Below are 17,053 nucleotides of genomic sequence, written 5' to 3'. Positions count from 1 at the left end.
AACGCGGTGGCTCAATAGCTCCCGCAGCTTCCGGCGGCAAGCGACTGTTCACTACAGCGTTTGCCGTTGGGTAGCGCACACATCCCGATGGCTGAGCCATCCAGTTGACGGGCCACGGAGAGCGAACCACCAATCATGGCGCAATTTGCCTCTCCGGAACTGGACATTGCTGCCTTCATGCCCGGTGCGACATGTGCTGCGGTTGCCTGCTGAACAGGTTCACTGCTACACGCCGATAATAATAACGCGGCACACCCTACCCAAAACGCTGCGCGCATCTTACTCCCCTCTGAATATTAACCAAACGACACAGCCATAAATAATAGGCAGCAGACACACTGCCGTCGAGAGGCAAACCACGCATTTATGCGCGCTGTTTACATTTTCTGGCAATTTTTTGCCTGCTCCTTTGATCAAATCATTCATTCTCTTTATTCCAGGGACACAAAAGCGAAAATGCGCCTGAATGGCTTTTGCTAAAATAGAAGGATAATTACAGGATTCGCCGCTGTTACGCGAGTCCCTCTTTTTGCGCAATGTAAGGGTGTCAGTATGCAAACAATTGACGGTAATGGTGCGGTTGCTTCGGTCGCATTTCGTACCAGCGAAGTTATCGCCATCTACCCGATTACGCCCAGTTCGACGATGGCTGAACAGGCGGATGCCTGGGCTGGAAATGGGCTGAAAAACGTATGGGGGGATACTCCTCGCGTCGTAGAAATGCAGTCAGAAGGCGGTGCGATTGCGACCGTTCACGGCGCGTTGCAGACCGGTGCGCTCTCTACGTCCTTTACCTCATCGCAGGGCCTGTTACTCATGATCCCAACGCTGTACAAACTGGCCGGTCAGTTGACCCCGTTTGTACTGCACGTTGCGGCACGTACGATTGCGACTCACGCGTTATCGATCTTTGGCGATCATTCCGACGTGATGGCGGTACGTCAGACGGGATGCGCGATGCTGTGCGCCAGCAGTGTTCAGGAAGCACAGGACTTTGCGCTAATTTCGCAAATGGCCACCCTCAAAAGCCGGGTCCCGTTTATTCATTTCTTTGATGGTTTCCGTACATCGCATGAGATCAACAAAATTGTGCCGCTGGCCGATGACACGATCCTCGGACTGATGCCTCAGGCGGAGATCGATGCTCACCGCGCTCGGGCGCTAAATCCAGAGCATCCGGTTATCCGCGGTACATCAGCGAATCCGGACACCTACTTCCAGTCACGCGAAGCGACCAACCCGTGGTACAACGCGGTTTACGATCATGTAGAACAGGCGATGAACGACTTCGCCGCAGCAACGGGTCGCCAGTACCAGCCATTTGAATATTACGGCCATCCGCAGGCAGAACGCGTCATTATTTTGATGGGCTCGGCGATTGGCACCTGTGAAGAAGTCGTCGAAGAACTGCTGGCTCGCGGCGAGAAAGTTGGCGTGCTGAAAGTGCGCCTGTTCCGCCCATTCTCTGCCAGACATTTGCTGCGCGCCCTGCCGGAAACCGTACGGAGCATCGCCGTTCTGGATCGCACCAAAGAACCCGGCGCGCAGGCAGAACCATTATACCTGGATGTCATGACCGCACTGGCGGAAGCGTTTAACTGCGGCGCGCGAGAAACCTTACCGCGAGTGATTGGCGGACGCTATGGTCTTTCGTCCAAAGAGTTTGGACCCGACTGCGTCATGGCGGTCTTTAATGAGCTGAATAGCGCGAAACCAAAACCACGCTTCACGGTCGGTATCTATGATGATGTCACCAACCTGTCATTGCCTTTGCCAGAAAACACCCTGCCCGGCACCGCTAAGCTCGAAGCGCTGTTTTACGGCCTGGGTAGCGATGGCAGCGTGTCGGCCACCAAAAACAATATCAAGATTATCGGTAACTCTACGCCGTGGTATGCGCAGGGTTATTTCGTCTATGACTCGAAAAAAGCAGGCGGCCTGACCGTTTCCCACCTGCGCGTCAGCGAACATCCCATTCGCTCAGCGTATCTGGTTTCACAAGCCGATTTTGTCGGCTGCCACCAGTTGCAATTTATCGATAAGTATCAAATGGCCGAGCGCCTGAAACCAGGCGGTATCTTCCTGCTTAATACCCCGTATAACGTGGATGAAGTCTGGTCGCGTTTGCCGCAGGAAGTTCAGGCTGTACTGAATCAAAAGAAAGCCCGTTTCTACGTCATTAATGCGGCCAAAATCGCCCGTGAGTGTGGTCTGGCGGCGCGTATAAACACCGTGATGCAAATGGCGTTCTTCCACCTGACGCAAATCTTACCCGGCGACAGCGCGTTGATCGAATTGCAGGGTGCGATTGCGAAAAGCTACAGCAGTAAAGGACAGGATCTGGTCGAACGTAACTGGCAGGCATTGGCTCTGGCGCGTGAATCCGTCGCCGAAGTGGTCCTGCAGCCGGTTGATCCGCATAGCGCCAACCGCCCACCGGTGGTTTCTGATGCCGCACCAGATTTCGTGAAAACCGTCACCGCAGCAATGCTCGCCGGTCTGGGTGATGCGCTTCCCGTTTCCGCGCTGCCGCCAGACGGTACCTGGCCAATGGGCACCACGCGTTGGGAAAAACGTAATATCGCCGAAGAGATCCCCATCTGGAAAGAAGAGCTGTGTACGCAATGTAACCACTGCGTTGCCGCTTGCCCGCACTCGGCAATCCGCGCCAAAGTGGTTTCCCCAGAAGCGATGGAAAACGCCCCTGCCAGCCTGCACTCTCTGGATGTGAAATCACGCGATATGCGTGGTCAGAAATATGTTCTGCAGGTCGCGCCAGAGGATTGCACCGGTTGTAATCTGTGCGTCGAAGTGTGCCCGGCGAAAGATCGTCAAAATCCAGAAATCAAGGCCATCAATATGATGTCGCGCCTTGAGCATGTTGAAGAAGAAAAAGTTAACTATGACTTCTTCCTCGATCTGCCGGAAATTGATCGCACCAAACTGGAACGTATTGATATTCGCACCTCGCAGCTGATTACGCCGTTATTTGAATATTCCGGCGCCTGCTCTGGCTGTGGTGAAACGCCGTATATCAAACTACTCACTCAGCTGTACGGTGACCGGATGTTGATTGCGAATGCCACCGGGTGTTCATCAATTTATGGCGGTAACCTGCCCTCAACGCCCTACACCACAGACGCCAATGGGCGTGGGCCAGCATGGGCAAACTCGCTGTTTGAAGATAACGCCGAGTTTGGCCTGGGCTTCCGTCTGACGGTGGATCAACACCGAGTGCGCGTTATGCGTCTGCTGGAGCAGTTTGCCGATAACATCCCGGCTGAACTGAATGACGCGCTGCATGCAGAAGCCACGCCGGAGGTTCGTCGTGAGCAAGTAGCGGCCCTGCGCCAGCACCTGAAAGATGTCGAAGGCGCACAGCAGTTGTTAACCGATGCCGACGCGCTGGTTGAGAAATCCATCTGGCTGATTGGCGGTGATGGCTGGGCCTACGATATTGGCTTCGGCGGGCTGGATCACGTCCTGAGTCTGACCGAGAACGTCAATATTCTGGTGCTGGATACCCAGTGTTACTCCAACACGGGCGGACAAGCATCAAAAGCCACGCCTCTTGGGGCTGTCACTAAATTTGGGGAGCACGGCAAACGTAAGGCTCGTAAAGATCTTGGTGTCAGTATGATGATGTACGGGCATGTTTATGTCGCGCAGATTTCCCTGGGTGCCCAGTTGAACCAGACGGTGAAAGCTATTCAGGAAGCGGAATCCTATCCGGGGCCGTCGCTGATTATCGCGTATAGCCCTTGCGAGGAGCATGGTTATGATCTCGCGTTGAGCCACGATCAGATGCGTCAGCTCACGGCAACCGGATTCTGGCCGCTGTATCGCTTTGATCCGCGTCGTGCTGACGAAGGTAAACTGCCGTTGGCGCTGGATTCTCGCCCGCCGTCAGATGCACTGGCTGAAACTTTACTTAACGAGCAGCGCTTCCGCCGCTTAAATGCCCAACAGCCTGAAGTCGCTGAACAGCTGTGGAAAGACGCAACAGCCGATCTGCAAAAACGCTACGATTTCCTGGCGCAACTGGCAGGTAAAGCGGAAAAGAGCGGAACCGAGTAATACGCTTAGCTCAGCGTTAAAGTGGAACGAAAAAAAAGCCCGAACAGTTGTTCGGGCTTGTCAATTTATTCGCTGGCTAATTAATATTGGCTATCAATACGTCAACGAAAAAATAAAACGTGACAATAAAGGCATATAACACGCGCAGAATAGCTCAACAAAATTCACTTGTATAATTTTTATTTTATATATTTTTAATAAACACATTCATTGAAATTATCACTGTTTCTGTGGAATTATTTATTTAAGGTTTTACTTAAGACGTAACAATTCATATTTATCTCTTTACGGAACTTCTCCTTTAGCATGCTTTTACTCCCTACATGGGTAGTCACAGGTTAAATAAAAAAACTAAAGGATTATTTCAATGAACAGAAAAGTACTGGCTCTCGTAATTCCTGCCCTGCTGGCTGCAGGCGCGGCTCACGCTGCTGAAGTTTATAATAAAGACGGCAACAAATTAGACCTGTATGGCAAAGTAGACGGTCTGCATTACTTCTCTGACGACGCGAACAGCGATGGCGATCAGACTTATATGCGTATGGGCTTCAAAGGCGAAACCCAGGTTAACGATATGATCACCGGCTATGGCCAGTGGGAATATCAGGTGCAGGCTAATACCACAGAAAATGATAAAGGTAACTCCTGGACTCGTCTGGCCTTCGCAGGTATTAAAGTTGGTGACTATGGCTCATTTGACTACGGTCGTAACTACGGCGTACTGTACGACGTAGAAGCCTGGACCGATATGCTGCCAGAATTCGGCGGTGACTCCTACACCAAAGCGGATAACTTCATGACCGGTCGTGCGAACGGCGTAGCGACCTACCGTAACACCGACTTCTTCGGTCTGGTTGACGGTCTGAACGTTGCGCTGCAGTACCAGGGTGCCAACGAAAATCAGGTTACCAACGAGCAGGAAGGCACCAATAACGGTGGCGACCGTAATGTGAAGAATTCCAACGGTGACGGTTTCGGTATCTCCTCTACCTACGATCTGGGTATGGGCGTAAGCTTCGGTGCTGCCTATACCTCTTCTGACCGTACCAACGAGCAGGTGAACCATTCTACCGCAGGCGGCGATAAAGCTGACGCGTGGACTGCTGGCCTGAAATACGATGCGAATAACATCTACCTGGCAACCATGTACTCCGAAACCCGTAATATGACCCCGTACGGCGGCTCTAACGGTAGTGATTACACTATTGCCAACAAAACTCAGAACTTTGAAGTTACTGCGCAATACCAATTCGATTTCGGTCTGCGTCCGGAAGTGTCTTTCCTGATGTCTAAGGGTAAAGATCTGAATATGCCTGGTAATGCTGCAAGCCCTGCTGGAACTACTGGCGATAAAGATCTGGTTAAATATGCTTCCGTTGGTGCTACTTACTTCTTCAACAAAAACTTCTCCACCTATGTTGATTACAAAATCAACCTGCTGGACGAAGACGACAGCTTCTATGCTGGCAATGACATCTCTACCGATGACACTGTAGCTCTGGGTATGGTTTACCAGTTCTAATTTTGTCAGCCCGCCGGCAACGGCGGGCTTTCTTTCTGTTATCGCAATTCTGTTTTATCCAGATCAAAACATTATATCTGTTGCTTCAAAACACATCCCTGATAGATGATATATTGCATAAAGACCTGTAGTAGAGGATACCTGCAATGAATCATCACCCTGTAAAATCATCCCGTATTGCATCCGTCGGTTATGACGAATCCTCTCACACGCTTGAAATTCGCTTTCATCAATTGTCTACCCTGCAATACCAGCATGTTCCTGCCCGTATTTTTCGTGATTTCCTGAGCGTCGTCTCTAAAGGTCGATTTTATGATGGGGTAATAAAAGGAAAATTCCCTGAAATCAAAATAAAGTGATGCCAAAATGTGATCTTTGTCATTGTACATAAAGTGCCATTACGCGGTAAGCTTTAGATGGATACTTAAACAGGAGGTTTTATGAACAGAACGATTCTTGTACCCATCGATATTTCAGACTCAGAATTAACTCAACGCGTTATTGCCCATGTTGAAGCAGAAGCAAAAATTGACGATGCGCAGGTCCATTTTTTGACCGTTATTCCGTCACTGCCCTATTATGCTTCCCTGGGACTGGCCTACTCGGCAGAGTTGCCGGCCATGGACGATCTGAAAGCCGAAGCGAAATCTCAACTGGAAGAGATTATCAAGAAGTTCAATATCCCAACGGACAGAGTGCACGTTCATGTCGCGGAAGGTGCGCCGAAAGATAAAATTCTGGAGATGGCTAAAAAATTACCGGCTGATATGGTCATTATCGCTTCTCACCGACCTGACATCACCACTTACCTGCTGGGTTCTAACGCCGCAGCCGTGGTGCGTCATGCGGAGTGTTCAGTTCTGGTTGTCCGCTAAGCTGTCTGGCCCGCACATCGTGGCGGGCTTTTTGTTTTCCCCTTCATACCCCACGATTCCTGTCCTAAATGTGCTGACATTTTTCCCGCTTATCCGTACCATACACGCCACAGTTTTTATATCAGACTTCTTTTGCCGGACTATCCGGCGTGATGCATACTCTTCTGATGCCACAATATGAATTGAGCCTCTATTAAATGTCGCAAAATCAAGATATTAGCAAGAAAGAACAATACAACCTGAACAAATTGCAAAAACGTCTGCGTCGCAACGTGGGCGAAGCGATTGCCGACTTCAATATGATCGAAGACGGCGATCGCATTATGGTGTGCCTTTCCGGAGGGAAAGACAGCTATACCATGCTGGAGATCCTGCGTAATTTGCAGCAAAGCGCGCCGATCAGTTTTTCCTTAGTTGCGGTTAACCTCGATCAGAAACAACCTGGCTTCCCGGAGCATATTCTGCCGGAGTATCTGCAACAGTTGGGCGTTGAGTATAAAATCGTCGAAGAAAATACCTACGGGATCGTCAAAGATAAAATTCCTGAAGGTAAAACGACCTGCTCGCTCTGCTCTCGCCTGCGTCGCGGCATTCTGTACCGCACGGCAACCGAGTTAGGCGCCACCAAGATTGCGCTCGGCCACCATCGTGATGACATCCTGCAAACACTGTTTTTAAACATGTTCTACGGCGGGAAAATGAAAGGTATGCCGCCGAAGCTGATGAGTGATGATGGTAAGCACATCGTGATCCGTCCACTGGCCTACTGCCGTGAGAAAGATATTGAGCGTTTCTCTGAAGCGAAAGGTTTCCCGATTATTCCGTGTAACCTGTGTGGCTCACAGCCTAACCTGCAACGTCAGGTCATCGCCGACATGCTACGCGACTGGGACAAACGCTATCCAGGCCGCATTGAAACCATGTTCAGCGCAATGCAGAACGTTGTACCTTCTCATTTGAGTGATATCAATCTGTTCGATTTTAAAGGCATTAAACACGGCTCAGAAGTTGTGGACGGTGGTGATTTAGCGTTTGACCGCGAAGAGATCCCGCTGCAACCCGCGGGCTGGCAGCCAGAAGAGGATGATACCCAACTGGATGAGTTGCGCCTGAACGTTGTGGAAGTGAAGTAACTTATCATGCCAGATAAGCGGAGCGCCATCGGGCGCTCCAACGCGCATTTATTTCAATAAACGAACGCGGCAGGTCTTGCCTTTAATCTTTCCGTTTTGCAATTTTTTCCATGCCTTATGCGCCACAGTCTGGCGTACTGCGACATAGACATGCGCCGGATGGACGGCGATTTTGCCGATATCAGCCCCATCCAGACCAATGTCGCCGGTCAGAGCGCCGAGAACATCGCCGGGACGCATTTTAGCCTTTTTACCGCCATCAATGCACAACGTAGCCATCTCAGCTTCCAGCGGCAGGATTGAACCATTGCCTGGCGCAGGCAACCAGTTCAGTTTGAGTTGCAGCATTTCAGCCAGGATATTGGCACGTTGCGCTTCTTCCGGCGCGCAGAAACTAATCGCCAGACCGCTGTTACCAGCGCGAGCAGTACGTCCAATACGATGGACATGGACTTCAGGATCCCACGCCAGCTCGAAGTTAACCACCAGTTCCAACGACTTGATATCCAGACCACGCGCGGCCACATCGGTAGCAACCAGTACACGTGCGCTACCGTTGGCAAAACGTACCAGCGTCTGATCGCGATCGCGCTGTTCAAGATCACCATGCAACGAGAGTGCGCTTTGCCCTGCCGCATTCAGTGCGTCGCAAACGGCCTGGCAATCTTTTTTGGTATTACAAAAAACCACGCAGGATGCGGGCTGATGCTGACTGAGCAATTTTTGCAGTAGCGGGATTTTACCGTGGCTGGACGTTTCAAAAAATTGCTGTTCAATCGCCGGCAGCGCATCCACCGTATCAATTTCGATCGTGAGCGGATCTTTCTGTACCCGACCGCTGATGGCGGCAATCGCCTCCGGCCAGGTCGCAGAAAACAGTAACGTCTGACGTGATGCTGGTGCAAAGCGAATCACCTCATCAATCGCATCGCTAAAGCCCATATCCAGCATGCGGTCGGCTTCATCCATCACCAGCGTATTCAGAGCGTCCAGAGAAACGGTGCCCTTTTGCAGGTGGTCAAGTAAACGCCCCGGCGTGGCGACAATAATATGTGGCGCATGTTGTAGGGAGTCACGCTGTGCGCCAAAGGGCTGCCCGCCGCACAGGGTTAAGATCTTGGTATTTGGCAGAAAGCGCGCTAAACGACGCAGTTCCCCTGCCACCTGGTCGGCAAGCTCACGCGTTGGGCACAGCACCAGAGACTGCGTCTGAAACAGCGCGGCATCAATATGCTGCAACAATCCAAGACCAAAAGCAGCCGTTTTGCCACTGCCGGTTTTAGCCTGCACGCGAACATCTCTCCCCGCCAGGATTGCCGGTAACGCAGCAGCCTGAACAGGCGTCATTTCAAGGTAGCCCAGCTCGTTGAGGTTCTCGAGTTGGGCGGCAGGTAAAACATTCAGGGTCGAAAAAGCGGTCACAATTTAATCTCGCGGTAAAAACTCACATTCAGCAGGCGCGTATCCTCGCAGATCTGCGCTCGCGATGCGACAATTTAATCGGCTCTTCATCCGGTGGCGGATCCGGCATAGGCTGCGGACGAGGTAGCGGATCGGGAACAGGAACCGGGTCGGTGGGTAGCGAATCAGCGTTTAGTACTTGCCGCTGTAGCATTGCAATCAGACAGGTCATATAGCCCTCCAGTCATCAGGTTGACTCTTTTAGGGTAGACGCTGATTTCCTGCAGGCAAAAAAAAGCCGACTAATCTAAGTCGGCGTCGTACGAATCAATTGTGCTATGCAGTAATTCAAAAAAGGAAGTAAGACAATATGGAGCGCAACGCCCATCGCTTGACGTTGCATTCACCTGCGAGTGAGATATTGCCCCGAATAGGTAGATGGTTTATTGACTTCGCTCAAAAACCTGGCCGTTTTCATGCGCAAAAGTCGCTAAAAAATGTTGTTGTTACAACCATTTACTACGATGCAACCATAAAGTAACACCACCAATCAGGACCACTAACAGAATACAGAAAAGTGAGAAGCCAAACTGCCAGCCTCCGCCGGGGATACCACCGAGGTTAACGCCAAATAGCCCGGTTAAAAATGTACTGGGTAGAAAAACCATCGCCATCAAGGACATTGTATAGGTGCGGCGCGCCAGAGACTCCTGCATAACCTGCGCAATTTCGTCCGCCATGATACCGGTCCGGGCGATACAGGCGTCTATCTCATCCAGCCCTCTTCCCAGCCTGTCGGCGATATCCTGCATCCGTCGCCGATGATCGTCGGTCATCCAGGCTAAACGCTCACTCGCCAGGCGCGCATAGACATCCCGCTGAGGAGCCATATAGCGGCGCATCACAATCAGTTGCTTGCGCAGTAATGCCAGGAATCCGCGTGGGGGGATTTGCTGATCGAGCAGGTTATCTTCCAGGTCTATAATCTTGTCGTGCAGTTGCTCGATAAACTCGCTGGCATGATCGGTTAACGCATCGCAGACATCCACCAGCCAGCTACCGCAGTCAGCCGGCCCTGTACCTTCCTGGAGATCGCTGACCACATCATCCAGTGCCAGTACTTTGCGCTGGCGCGTTGAGACAATCAGACGTTCATCCATATATAGGCGCATAGCGACCAGCTGATCAGGTCGCTCGTCGGTGCTGCCATTAATACAGCGCAGCGTGATCAACGTACCTTCCCCGACTCTGCTTACGCGTGGACGCGTACTTTCACCCGCCAGCGCATCACGCACATTATTAGGAAGCAGAGGCGTGGTCGCCAGCCATTGCGCACTTTCAGAATGGGTATAATTAAGATGCAGCCAGCAGGGATGCTGAGCGTCGATAACATCGTTATTTTCCAGCGGTTTCACCCCACCACGGCCATCCAGCAGCCAGGCAAACACGGCATCTGGCACATTAACATCCGTTCCCTTAATGGCTTCCACAACGCCTCCACAAACATTCAGCTTTTTTCGATAGTCTAGCCGTCAGAATAGGTTAAGCAATATCTCATTGTCCCATTGCGCTGAAATGATTCATAAAAGTATCCGATAACAGAAAAAGCGTCGACGAATGCGACGCTTGTGGTGAGAGAGATCCTGTTATGCTCGCTGGTGTATTGCGGGCTCAAGTGTCTTACTTAAGCGAAATTGATGGGTCCGGGACTGGAGATCAATAACCTGGTTTTTCAGGATGCCAGAGGAATCAGAAAGCTCATCCACCATAACGGCATTACTTTGCGTTACGTTCTCCAGTTCGGCCAGAGCATGCGTGATCCTGATGATCCCTTTCTCCTGCTCCTGGGTAGTTGTTAATATCTCGCCCATTAACTGGCTTAATTGCCCGGCGCCCCCGACGATATCCTGCATATTTTTTTCTGCTTCGCGTACGATAGCCGCGCCTTGCTGAACATTTTGATGAGTCTGGGCAATCAGCTGTTTAATATTTTTAGCTGCATCTGCGCTACGGTGCGCCAGCTTTCTTACCTCACCAGCCACCACGGAAAACCCTTTGCCATGTTCCCCGGCCCTCGCCGCTTCCACAGCTGCATTCAATGCCAGAATATTTGTCTGGAATGCGATACCATCTATCAGCGTAATAATTTCAGTCATCTGTTCCGCGCATTCGGTAATTGATCGCATATTTGTCGCCACCTGCACCATTAATTCGCCCCCCTGTCGGGCGCACTGCGTAGCAATTGTCGCCTGGGCGCTGGCTATTTGCGTGTTATCAGCATTGTTTCGCGTATTCACCGCGATCTCATCCATGTTGGCAGCCGTCTGCATTAATGCTCCGGATTGCTGTTCTGTTTTCACTGAAAGCTCGGCGCTACGTTCTGCAAGCTGTTCTGAGAGCGCCATCGCCGTTTGTGAAGATATCCTTATCTCATTCACAAGTGTTGAAATATTATTGGATAAGCTATTGATGCCCGGAATAAGTCTACCCGCGCAGTTATTACCAAATTCTGGAATGCTGATCGCCAGATTCCCGGATGTAACCTCTTCAATACTTCTTTTAACCGTATTAATCGGCATCACCAGATATTTGGTCATGTATCCCCACAGACATACTATAGAAATAAAGCTTACTAAGTTGGCACCAATAATAACATCAACGCTAGCTGAAAGTATTATTTCCACCACATTGAGAGCCACTGCCGTAATCACCAAAAATAAAACAATAAAGGTCCTGACGCTAATATCATTTAACATTTTAGCCCTGTTTACCAAGAAAACGAGGAGAATATTATTTTTTATAGCACCTGCAATATAAATTGCCATAGCTCGGATACGAAAAATGAATATTCAATAAGAGTCGATAACCTTTTTACTTAAAGCACACAATGGCGCTATTTATTTGCCTTAATCCAGTGATTTACTCCACCAAAGGTGATGGCCAGGTATGTTATCAGATTATTGTGATGGTGAGCACGCAGCGAATGTAAAACGTACAGAGTTATAATTATCATGAATACATATATAAGCACTATTGCAGCATTCTTAATATTTTGTGGTTCTAACTAATACACAGTGTAAAAATATGAGTACAGTCAAGGTGGCGATCTCTGGCTGACATTGAGCTGCCTTCTGGCGATTATCTGGTGGCGTGACCCAATGTATGGGATCACCATTTTTGTTGATGATTCCAGCCCGATTCATTCAAATATATTGATGTTGAAACCGCGTCTGGCACTAGAATTAAAAATTGAAAGTATATTTTAGCGATAACGGTAAACATGCCAAAATAGTGTCTACTATTATTGGCATAGCCAGTACCATGAATTGCAACCAACATCAAAAAAAACCAGTTGTACCCCCTTGTCTCACCGACAATCAAAACATTATGAGACGGTAATATAAAAAATTCGCCATTAAATGGGCAACACAGCAGATAAGATAACGGGATTATCGATGAATATAACCGCGCTGCATTCACTGGATTTATTAACTCTTCCGGTTTGGATAGTTTCACCACATACCGAAGAACTTGTGTTCGCAAATGCCGTTGCACGGGAGCTAATGCAGGATCCCTGTTTTTCTCCACTGCGAAAAGGCATATTCTCAACATATGCACAAAATGATTTAACCATGTATCTCAGCGACTTGAAAAATCATCACTATATTGTGGAAATTCTCACGGTTTATCGCAACGGTGAGGAAGCTGCGATGGCCAGCCGCCTGTCCATTAACTCGCTCCCGGATATTGGCGATATCATCGTTTTCGAAGGCATTGAAACACCGACCGCGCAGGGACTGAAAGCCAGCCGTTCTGCGAACTATCAGCGAAACAAGCAGGGATTTTACGCGCGCTTCTTCCAGACTAATTCCGCGCCGATGTTACTTATCGATCCATCTCGAGATGGTTTGATCGTCGATGCGAATCTCAGTGCCCTGAATTTTTATGGTTACAGCCATGATGTGATGTGCCAGAAACATACATGGGAAATCAACATGCTGGGCCGTCATATCCTACCAGTGATGCATGAAATCGCCCATCTGCCCGGCGGCCATAAGCCCTTGCATTTTGTTCATAAGCTTGCTGATGGTTCCTCACGTCACGTACAAACTTATGCCGGGCCGATCGAAATCTATGGCAATAAGCTCATGCTGTGCATCATTCATGACATTACCGAACAAAAAAGGCTGGAGCAGGAACTTGAACAAGCGGCCCTGCGTGATGCCCTGACCGGATTACTGAACCGCCGACATTTTTATCAGGTAACCGAACCGCAACAGACGCACGCGATGTCATTAACGCAGGACTACAGCCTGCTGTTAATCGACACCGATCGCTTTAAAAGCATTAACGATCTCTTCGGTCATTTAAGAGGTGACGATGTGCTTTGCGCTCTGGCACGAACGCTGGAGTCCTGTGCAAGAAAGGACGACCTGATTTTTCGCTGGGGAGGTGAAGAATTTGTGCTCCTTCTGCCACGAACCTCACTGGAGGTTGCCCTTAATCTCGCAGAAGTAATACGCGCGGCGGTGGCCAAGGTGACGCTCCCTGGCCTTCCCCGCTTTACCGTCAGCATCGGCGTTGCGCGGCACGAAACGAATGAAAGCATCGATGAGCTATTCAAACGCGTTGACGACGCGCTGTACAAAGCCAAAAACGAAGGGCGGAACCGGGTGCTGGCCGCCTGATGTTTATGTCGGTCAGCGACTGCGCTTAGCGTGACGCTCCCAGTTATCCTGTTTTGCCTGCGCGGTTTTACGTAATGCCACATAGCATGCCCCGCTGCCGCCGTGATGCGGCAGTGCGGCGCAGTAGGCTTGTACATCTTCAAATTCCGTCAGCCAACGCGCTACATAGCTGCGAACAATGTTGGCATGAGAGTTATCGTCGCGCCCCTTGCCGTGTATCACCAGCACGTTACGCAATCCTTCTTGCTGTGCCTGCAGAATAAAACTGAAGAGCATCTGACGGCAGGTTTCAACGGGCTGACGGACGAGATTGAGACTCGCCTGCTGCGGATATTTGCCGGTTCGTAGCTTGTCAGTCACGCCGTGCTGCAAACCTTCGCGACGAAATTCCAATGGTACGCTTAACGGGACAATATCGAGAAAACCCGTCGAGAGAAAATTATCCAATTGGAGCGTATCAATACGTGCCGGAGCGCGGAGATTGCGCGTGGGCTGCCAGTGCACCTCGGTGCAGCCTTTCAGCGGTTGAACATCCCCCATCGCGTCAAGAAACAACGATGCGTCATCAAGGTTCATGTTTCATCCTCCAGCGTATTACGACGGGTCTTATCATAACCGCGCACTGTTATACCGACAACGGTTTACGATTATTTCCAATAATTCACCAGATTCACGCCGTGAAAGCGATCTACTTCCAACAAACTGATATCCATTTTTAGAGGTATAGCTGCGACGATAACTGGCGTGATAATGTGTCACCTTGCCTGTAATGCTGTAATGAGAGAAACGGATGCTGAACTTACTGGAAGACACCATCGCCACACCGTTGGGCCCGCTGTGGATTATTTGCGATGAGCAATTTCGTCTGCGCGCGGTCGAATGGGATCAACACAGCGATCGTATGGTGCAGTTGCTGGACATTCATTATCGCGCTGAAGGTTATCAGCGTATCGCTGCCAAAAACCCTGGCGGATTGAGTGATAAGCTGGCTGAATATTTTGCCGGAAACCTTAGCATTATTGACACACTGGAAACCGCCACCGCGGGGACACCTTTCCAGCGTGAAGTCTGGCAAGCGTTACGTACCATTCCCTGTGGACAGGTCATGCATTATGGTCAACTGGCCGAACAACTGGGACGTCCTGGTGCTGCCAGAGCCGTCGGGGCGGCGAATGGATCAAACCCGGTAAGCATTGTCGTCCCTTGTCATCGCGTCATTGGGCGTAACGGTACCATGACCGGATATGCCGGTGGTGTGCAACGAAAAGAGTGGCTATTGCGTCATGAGGGCTATTTGCTACTCTAGAATCTAGGCAATTAATGCCTTATTCATCACACTTCCACATAATACAGCCTTAAATAAAGTGCGGTTAATCAGGTAGATACAAACATTCAACCCAGTTATGCCTGAATTATTCTCTATTGGGAGTAGCTCAGGCTTACGTGCTCACCAAAAAGATGTTAAAATTGACAAATATCAATTACGGCTTGAGCAGACCTATGATCCCGGAAAAGCGAATTATACGGCGCATTCAGTCTGGCGGTTGTGCTATCCATTGCCAGGATTGCAGCATCAGCCAGCTTTGCATCCCGTTCACACTTAACGAGCATGAGCTTGACCAGCTCGATAACATCATCGAGCGCAAAAAGCCTATCCAAAAGGGGCAGACGCTCTTTAAAGCAGGTGATGAGCTTAAATCACTTTATGCTATCCGCTCCGGAACGATTAAAAGCTATACCATTACCGAGCAAGGCGATGAGCAAATCACCGGTTTCCATCTGGCAGGTGACCTGGTAGGTTTTGACGCGATTGGCAGCGGTCATCACCCCAGCTTTGCCCAGGCGCTGGAAACCTCAATGGTATGCGAGATTCCTTTCGAAACTCTGGATGACCTGTCCGGCAAAATGCCGAATCTGCGTCAACAGATGATGCGTCTGATGAGTGGCGAAATCAAAGGCGACCAGGACATGATCCTGCTGTTGTCGAAGAAAAACGCTGAAGAACGCCTGGCGGCCTTTATCTACAATTTGTCCCGCCGCTTCGCCCAGCGTGGATTCTCGCCTCGTGAATTCCGCCTGACCATGACCCGTGGCGACATCGGTAACTACCTCGGTCTGACGGTTGAAACAATTAGCCGTCTGCTGGGTCGTTTCCAGAAAAGCGGTATGCTGGCGGTAAAAGGCAAATATATCACTATTGAGAATAGCGACGCTCTGGCAGTTCTTGCTGGTCACACGCGTAACGTTGCATAATCGTTCTGCAAATATCTCTGTTATCCTTCTGTCAAATCACTAAATTTTCCCGATTTATTGATCTGGCAGGAGGTTCTCCCCTGTTTCAATCCACATTATTGGGTTACTCTTTTAATTACAAACTGCGATGACAGTTGTAAGGAGACCCTGTATGGCTATGTATAAAAATATGCTGGTCGTCATCGACCCTAACCAGGACGATCAACCAGCATTACGGCGAGCTGTTTATTTGCATCAACGGATTGGTGGCAAAATTAAAGCCTTTTTGCCGATCTACGACTTTTCCTATGAGATGACCACCCTGCTGTCGCCCGATGAGCGTACGGCAATGCGTCAGGGTGTCATCAGCCAGCGAACGGCGTGGATACGTGAACAAGCGAAATACTACATCGAAGCAGGGATCCCTCTTGAGATAAAAGTAGTCTGGCACAACCGCCCCTTTGAAGCCATCATCCAGGAAGTCATCAGCGCCAGGCATGATCTGGTGCTAAAAATGGCGCACCAACACGACCGTCTGGAAGCCGTGATTTTCACCCCGACCGACTGGCATTTATTGCGTAAATGTCCAAGCCCGGTGTGGATGGTTAAAGACCAGCCGTGGCCTGAGGGCGGTAAAGCGCTGGTTGCGGTGAACCTCGCCAGTGAAGAGGCCTATCACAACTCCCTCAATGAAAAACTGGTTAAAGAAACGCTGCAACTGGCGGAACAGGTTAACCATACCGAAGTGCATTTGGTTGGCGCCTACCCTGTTACCCCCATCAACATTGCGATTGAACTCCCTGAATTTGATCCCAGCGTATATAACGATGCGATCCGTGGACAGCATCTGCTGGCCATGAAAGCCTTACGCCAGAAATTCAGTATCGATGAGAAAGTAACGCATGTTGAAAAGGGATTACCTGAAGAGGTTATTCCTGATTTAGCCGAACACTTACAGGCGGGCATCGTGGTCCTGGGCACCGTTGGACGTACCGGCATCTCTGCCGCGTTCCTGGGAAATACCGCGGAACAGGTTATCGATCATCTACGCTGTGACCTGCTGGTTATCAAGCCGGATCAGTATCAGACGCCCGTTGAGCTGGACGACGACGAAGACGACTAACC

Annotated in this window: 15 protein-coding genes; 9 read left to right on the top strand and 6 right to left on the bottom strand. The window is 50.1% G+C overall.

The window, feature by feature from the left end:
• Positions 1 to 11 precede the first annotated feature (11 nt).
• On the bottom strand, positions 12 to 278 hold the full coding sequence (locus FDW92_RS10045) for a DUF333 domain-containing protein (RefSeq protein ID WP_003833199.1): 267 nt from the start codon (positions 276 to 278) through the stop codon (positions 12 to 14).
• Positions 279 to 552: 274 nt separating this feature from the next.
• Between FDW92_RS10045 and nifJ the strand changes: the two genes are divergently transcribed.
• From nifJ to ttcA, 5 genes are all read left to right on the top strand, one after another.
• Positions 553 to 4,077 (top strand): pyruvate:ferredoxin (flavodoxin) oxidoreductase, encoded by a 3,525-nt coding sequence (gene nifJ / locus FDW92_RS10040; RefSeq protein ID WP_042308192.1) that lies wholly within the window; start codon positions 553 to 555, stop codon positions 4,075 to 4,077.
• A 367-nt stretch (positions 4,078 to 4,444) separates the two neighbouring features.
• Positions 4,445 to 5,599, top strand: coding sequence for a porin OmpC (gene ompC / locus FDW92_RS10035; protein WP_042308189.1), 1,155 nt, complete (start codon positions 4,445 to 4,447; stop codon positions 5,597 to 5,599).
• 146 nt (positions 5,600 to 5,745) lie between these two features.
• Positions 5,746 to 5,958 (top strand): KTSC domain-containing protein, encoded by a 213-nt coding sequence (locus tag FDW92_RS10030; protein WP_072014741.1) that lies wholly within the window; start codon positions 5,746 to 5,748, stop codon positions 5,956 to 5,958.
• Between the two features lie 81 nt (positions 5,959 to 6,039).
• On the top strand, positions 6,040 to 6,474 hold the full coding sequence (uspF, locus tag FDW92_RS10025) for a universal stress protein UspF (protein WP_006684401.1): 435 nt from the start codon (positions 6,040 to 6,042) through the stop codon (positions 6,472 to 6,474).
• A gap of 197 nt (positions 6,475 to 6,671) precedes the next feature.
• Positions 6,672 to 7,607 (top strand): tRNA 2-thiocytidine(32) synthetase TtcA, encoded by a 936-nt coding sequence (gene ttcA, locus FDW92_RS10020; protein WP_042308186.1) that lies wholly within the window; start codon positions 6,672 to 6,674, stop codon positions 7,605 to 7,607.
• Between the two features lie 48 nt (positions 7,608 to 7,655).
• Here the strand turns inward: ttcA and dbpA are convergent, their stop codons facing one another.
• The 4 genes from dbpA to FDW92_RS10000 all read right to left on the bottom strand — a co-directional run bounded on the left by dbpA (position 7,656) and on the right by FDW92_RS10000 (position 11,764).
• A complete protein-coding gene (gene dbpA / locus FDW92_RS10015) occupies positions 7,656 to 9,029 on the bottom strand; it encodes an ATP-dependent RNA helicase DbpA (protein ID WP_042308184.1) in 1,374 nt (457 codons plus the stop codon).
• Between the two features lie 28 nt (positions 9,030 to 9,057).
• Positions 9,058 to 9,240, bottom strand: a complete 183-nt coding sequence (locus FDW92_RS10010) for a hypothetical protein (protein WP_072014740.1) — start codon at positions 9,238 to 9,240, stop codon at positions 9,058 to 9,060.
• Between the two features lie 274 nt (positions 9,241 to 9,514).
• Positions 9,515 to 10,498: a zinc transporter ZntB gene (zntB, locus tag FDW92_RS10005; protein ID WP_042308182.1), complete on the bottom strand. Its 984-nt coding sequence runs from the start codon at positions 10,496 to 10,498 to the stop codon at positions 9,515 to 9,517.
• A gap of 156 nt (positions 10,499 to 10,654) precedes the next feature.
• Positions 10,655 to 11,764 carry a methyl-accepting chemotaxis protein gene (locus tag FDW92_RS10000; RefSeq protein WP_042308181.1) on the bottom strand — a complete coding sequence of 370 codons (1,110 nt, stop codon included), beginning with the start codon at positions 11,762 to 11,764 and terminating at the stop codon, positions 10,655 to 10,657.
• Between the two features lie 699 nt (positions 11,765 to 12,463).
• Between FDW92_RS10000 and FDW92_RS09995 the strand changes: the two genes are divergently transcribed.
• A complete protein-coding gene (locus tag FDW92_RS09995) occupies positions 12,464 to 13,696 on the top strand; it encodes a sensor domain-containing diguanylate cyclase (protein WP_042308179.1) in 1,233 nt (410 codons plus the stop codon).
• A 12-nt stretch (positions 13,697 to 13,708) separates the two neighbouring features.
• On the opposite strand, the gene smrA is transcribed toward FDW92_RS09995, so the two are convergent.
• Positions 13,709 to 14,272: a DNA endonuclease SmrA gene (gene smrA, locus FDW92_RS09990; protein WP_042308178.1), complete on the bottom strand. Its 564-nt coding sequence runs from the start codon at positions 14,270 to 14,272 to the stop codon at positions 13,709 to 13,711.
• Between the two features lie 214 nt (positions 14,273 to 14,486).
• Here smrA and ogt point away from each other — a divergent pair, with 214 nt between their 5' ends.
• The 3 genes from ogt (at position 14,487) to uspE (ending at position 17,051) form a co-directional block, all read left to right on the top strand.
• Entirely contained in the window at positions 14,487 to 15,002 is a 516-nt protein-coding gene (ogt, locus tag FDW92_RS09985) for a methylated-DNA--[protein]-cysteine S-methyltransferase (RefSeq protein ID WP_038640835.1), read from the top strand.
• Positions 15,003 to 15,196: 194 nt separating this feature from the next.
• A complete protein-coding gene (fnr, locus tag FDW92_RS09980) occupies positions 15,197 to 15,949 on the top strand; it encodes a fumarate/nitrate reduction transcriptional regulator Fnr (protein WP_003020397.1) in 753 nt (250 codons plus the stop codon).
• A gap of 151 nt (positions 15,950 to 16,100) precedes the next feature.
• The gene (gene uspE / locus FDW92_RS09975) at positions 16,101 to 17,051 is read left to right on the top strand and encodes a universal stress protein UspE (protein WP_042308175.1); all 951 of its coding nucleotides are present in this window, start codon (positions 16,101 to 16,103) and stop codon (positions 17,049 to 17,051) included.
• Positions 17,052 to 17,053: the final 2 nt, after the last annotated feature.

It is taken from the genome of Citrobacter sp. wls706, assembly GCF_005281305.1.
In the GTDB taxonomy this organism is placed as follows: Bacteria; Pseudomonadota; Gammaproteobacteria; order Enterobacterales; family Enterobacteriaceae; genus Citrobacter; species Citrobacter werkmanii.
The sequence above is the reverse complement of the archived record's forward strand: the minus strand, read 5'-3'. Positions and strand labels throughout refer to the sequence as shown.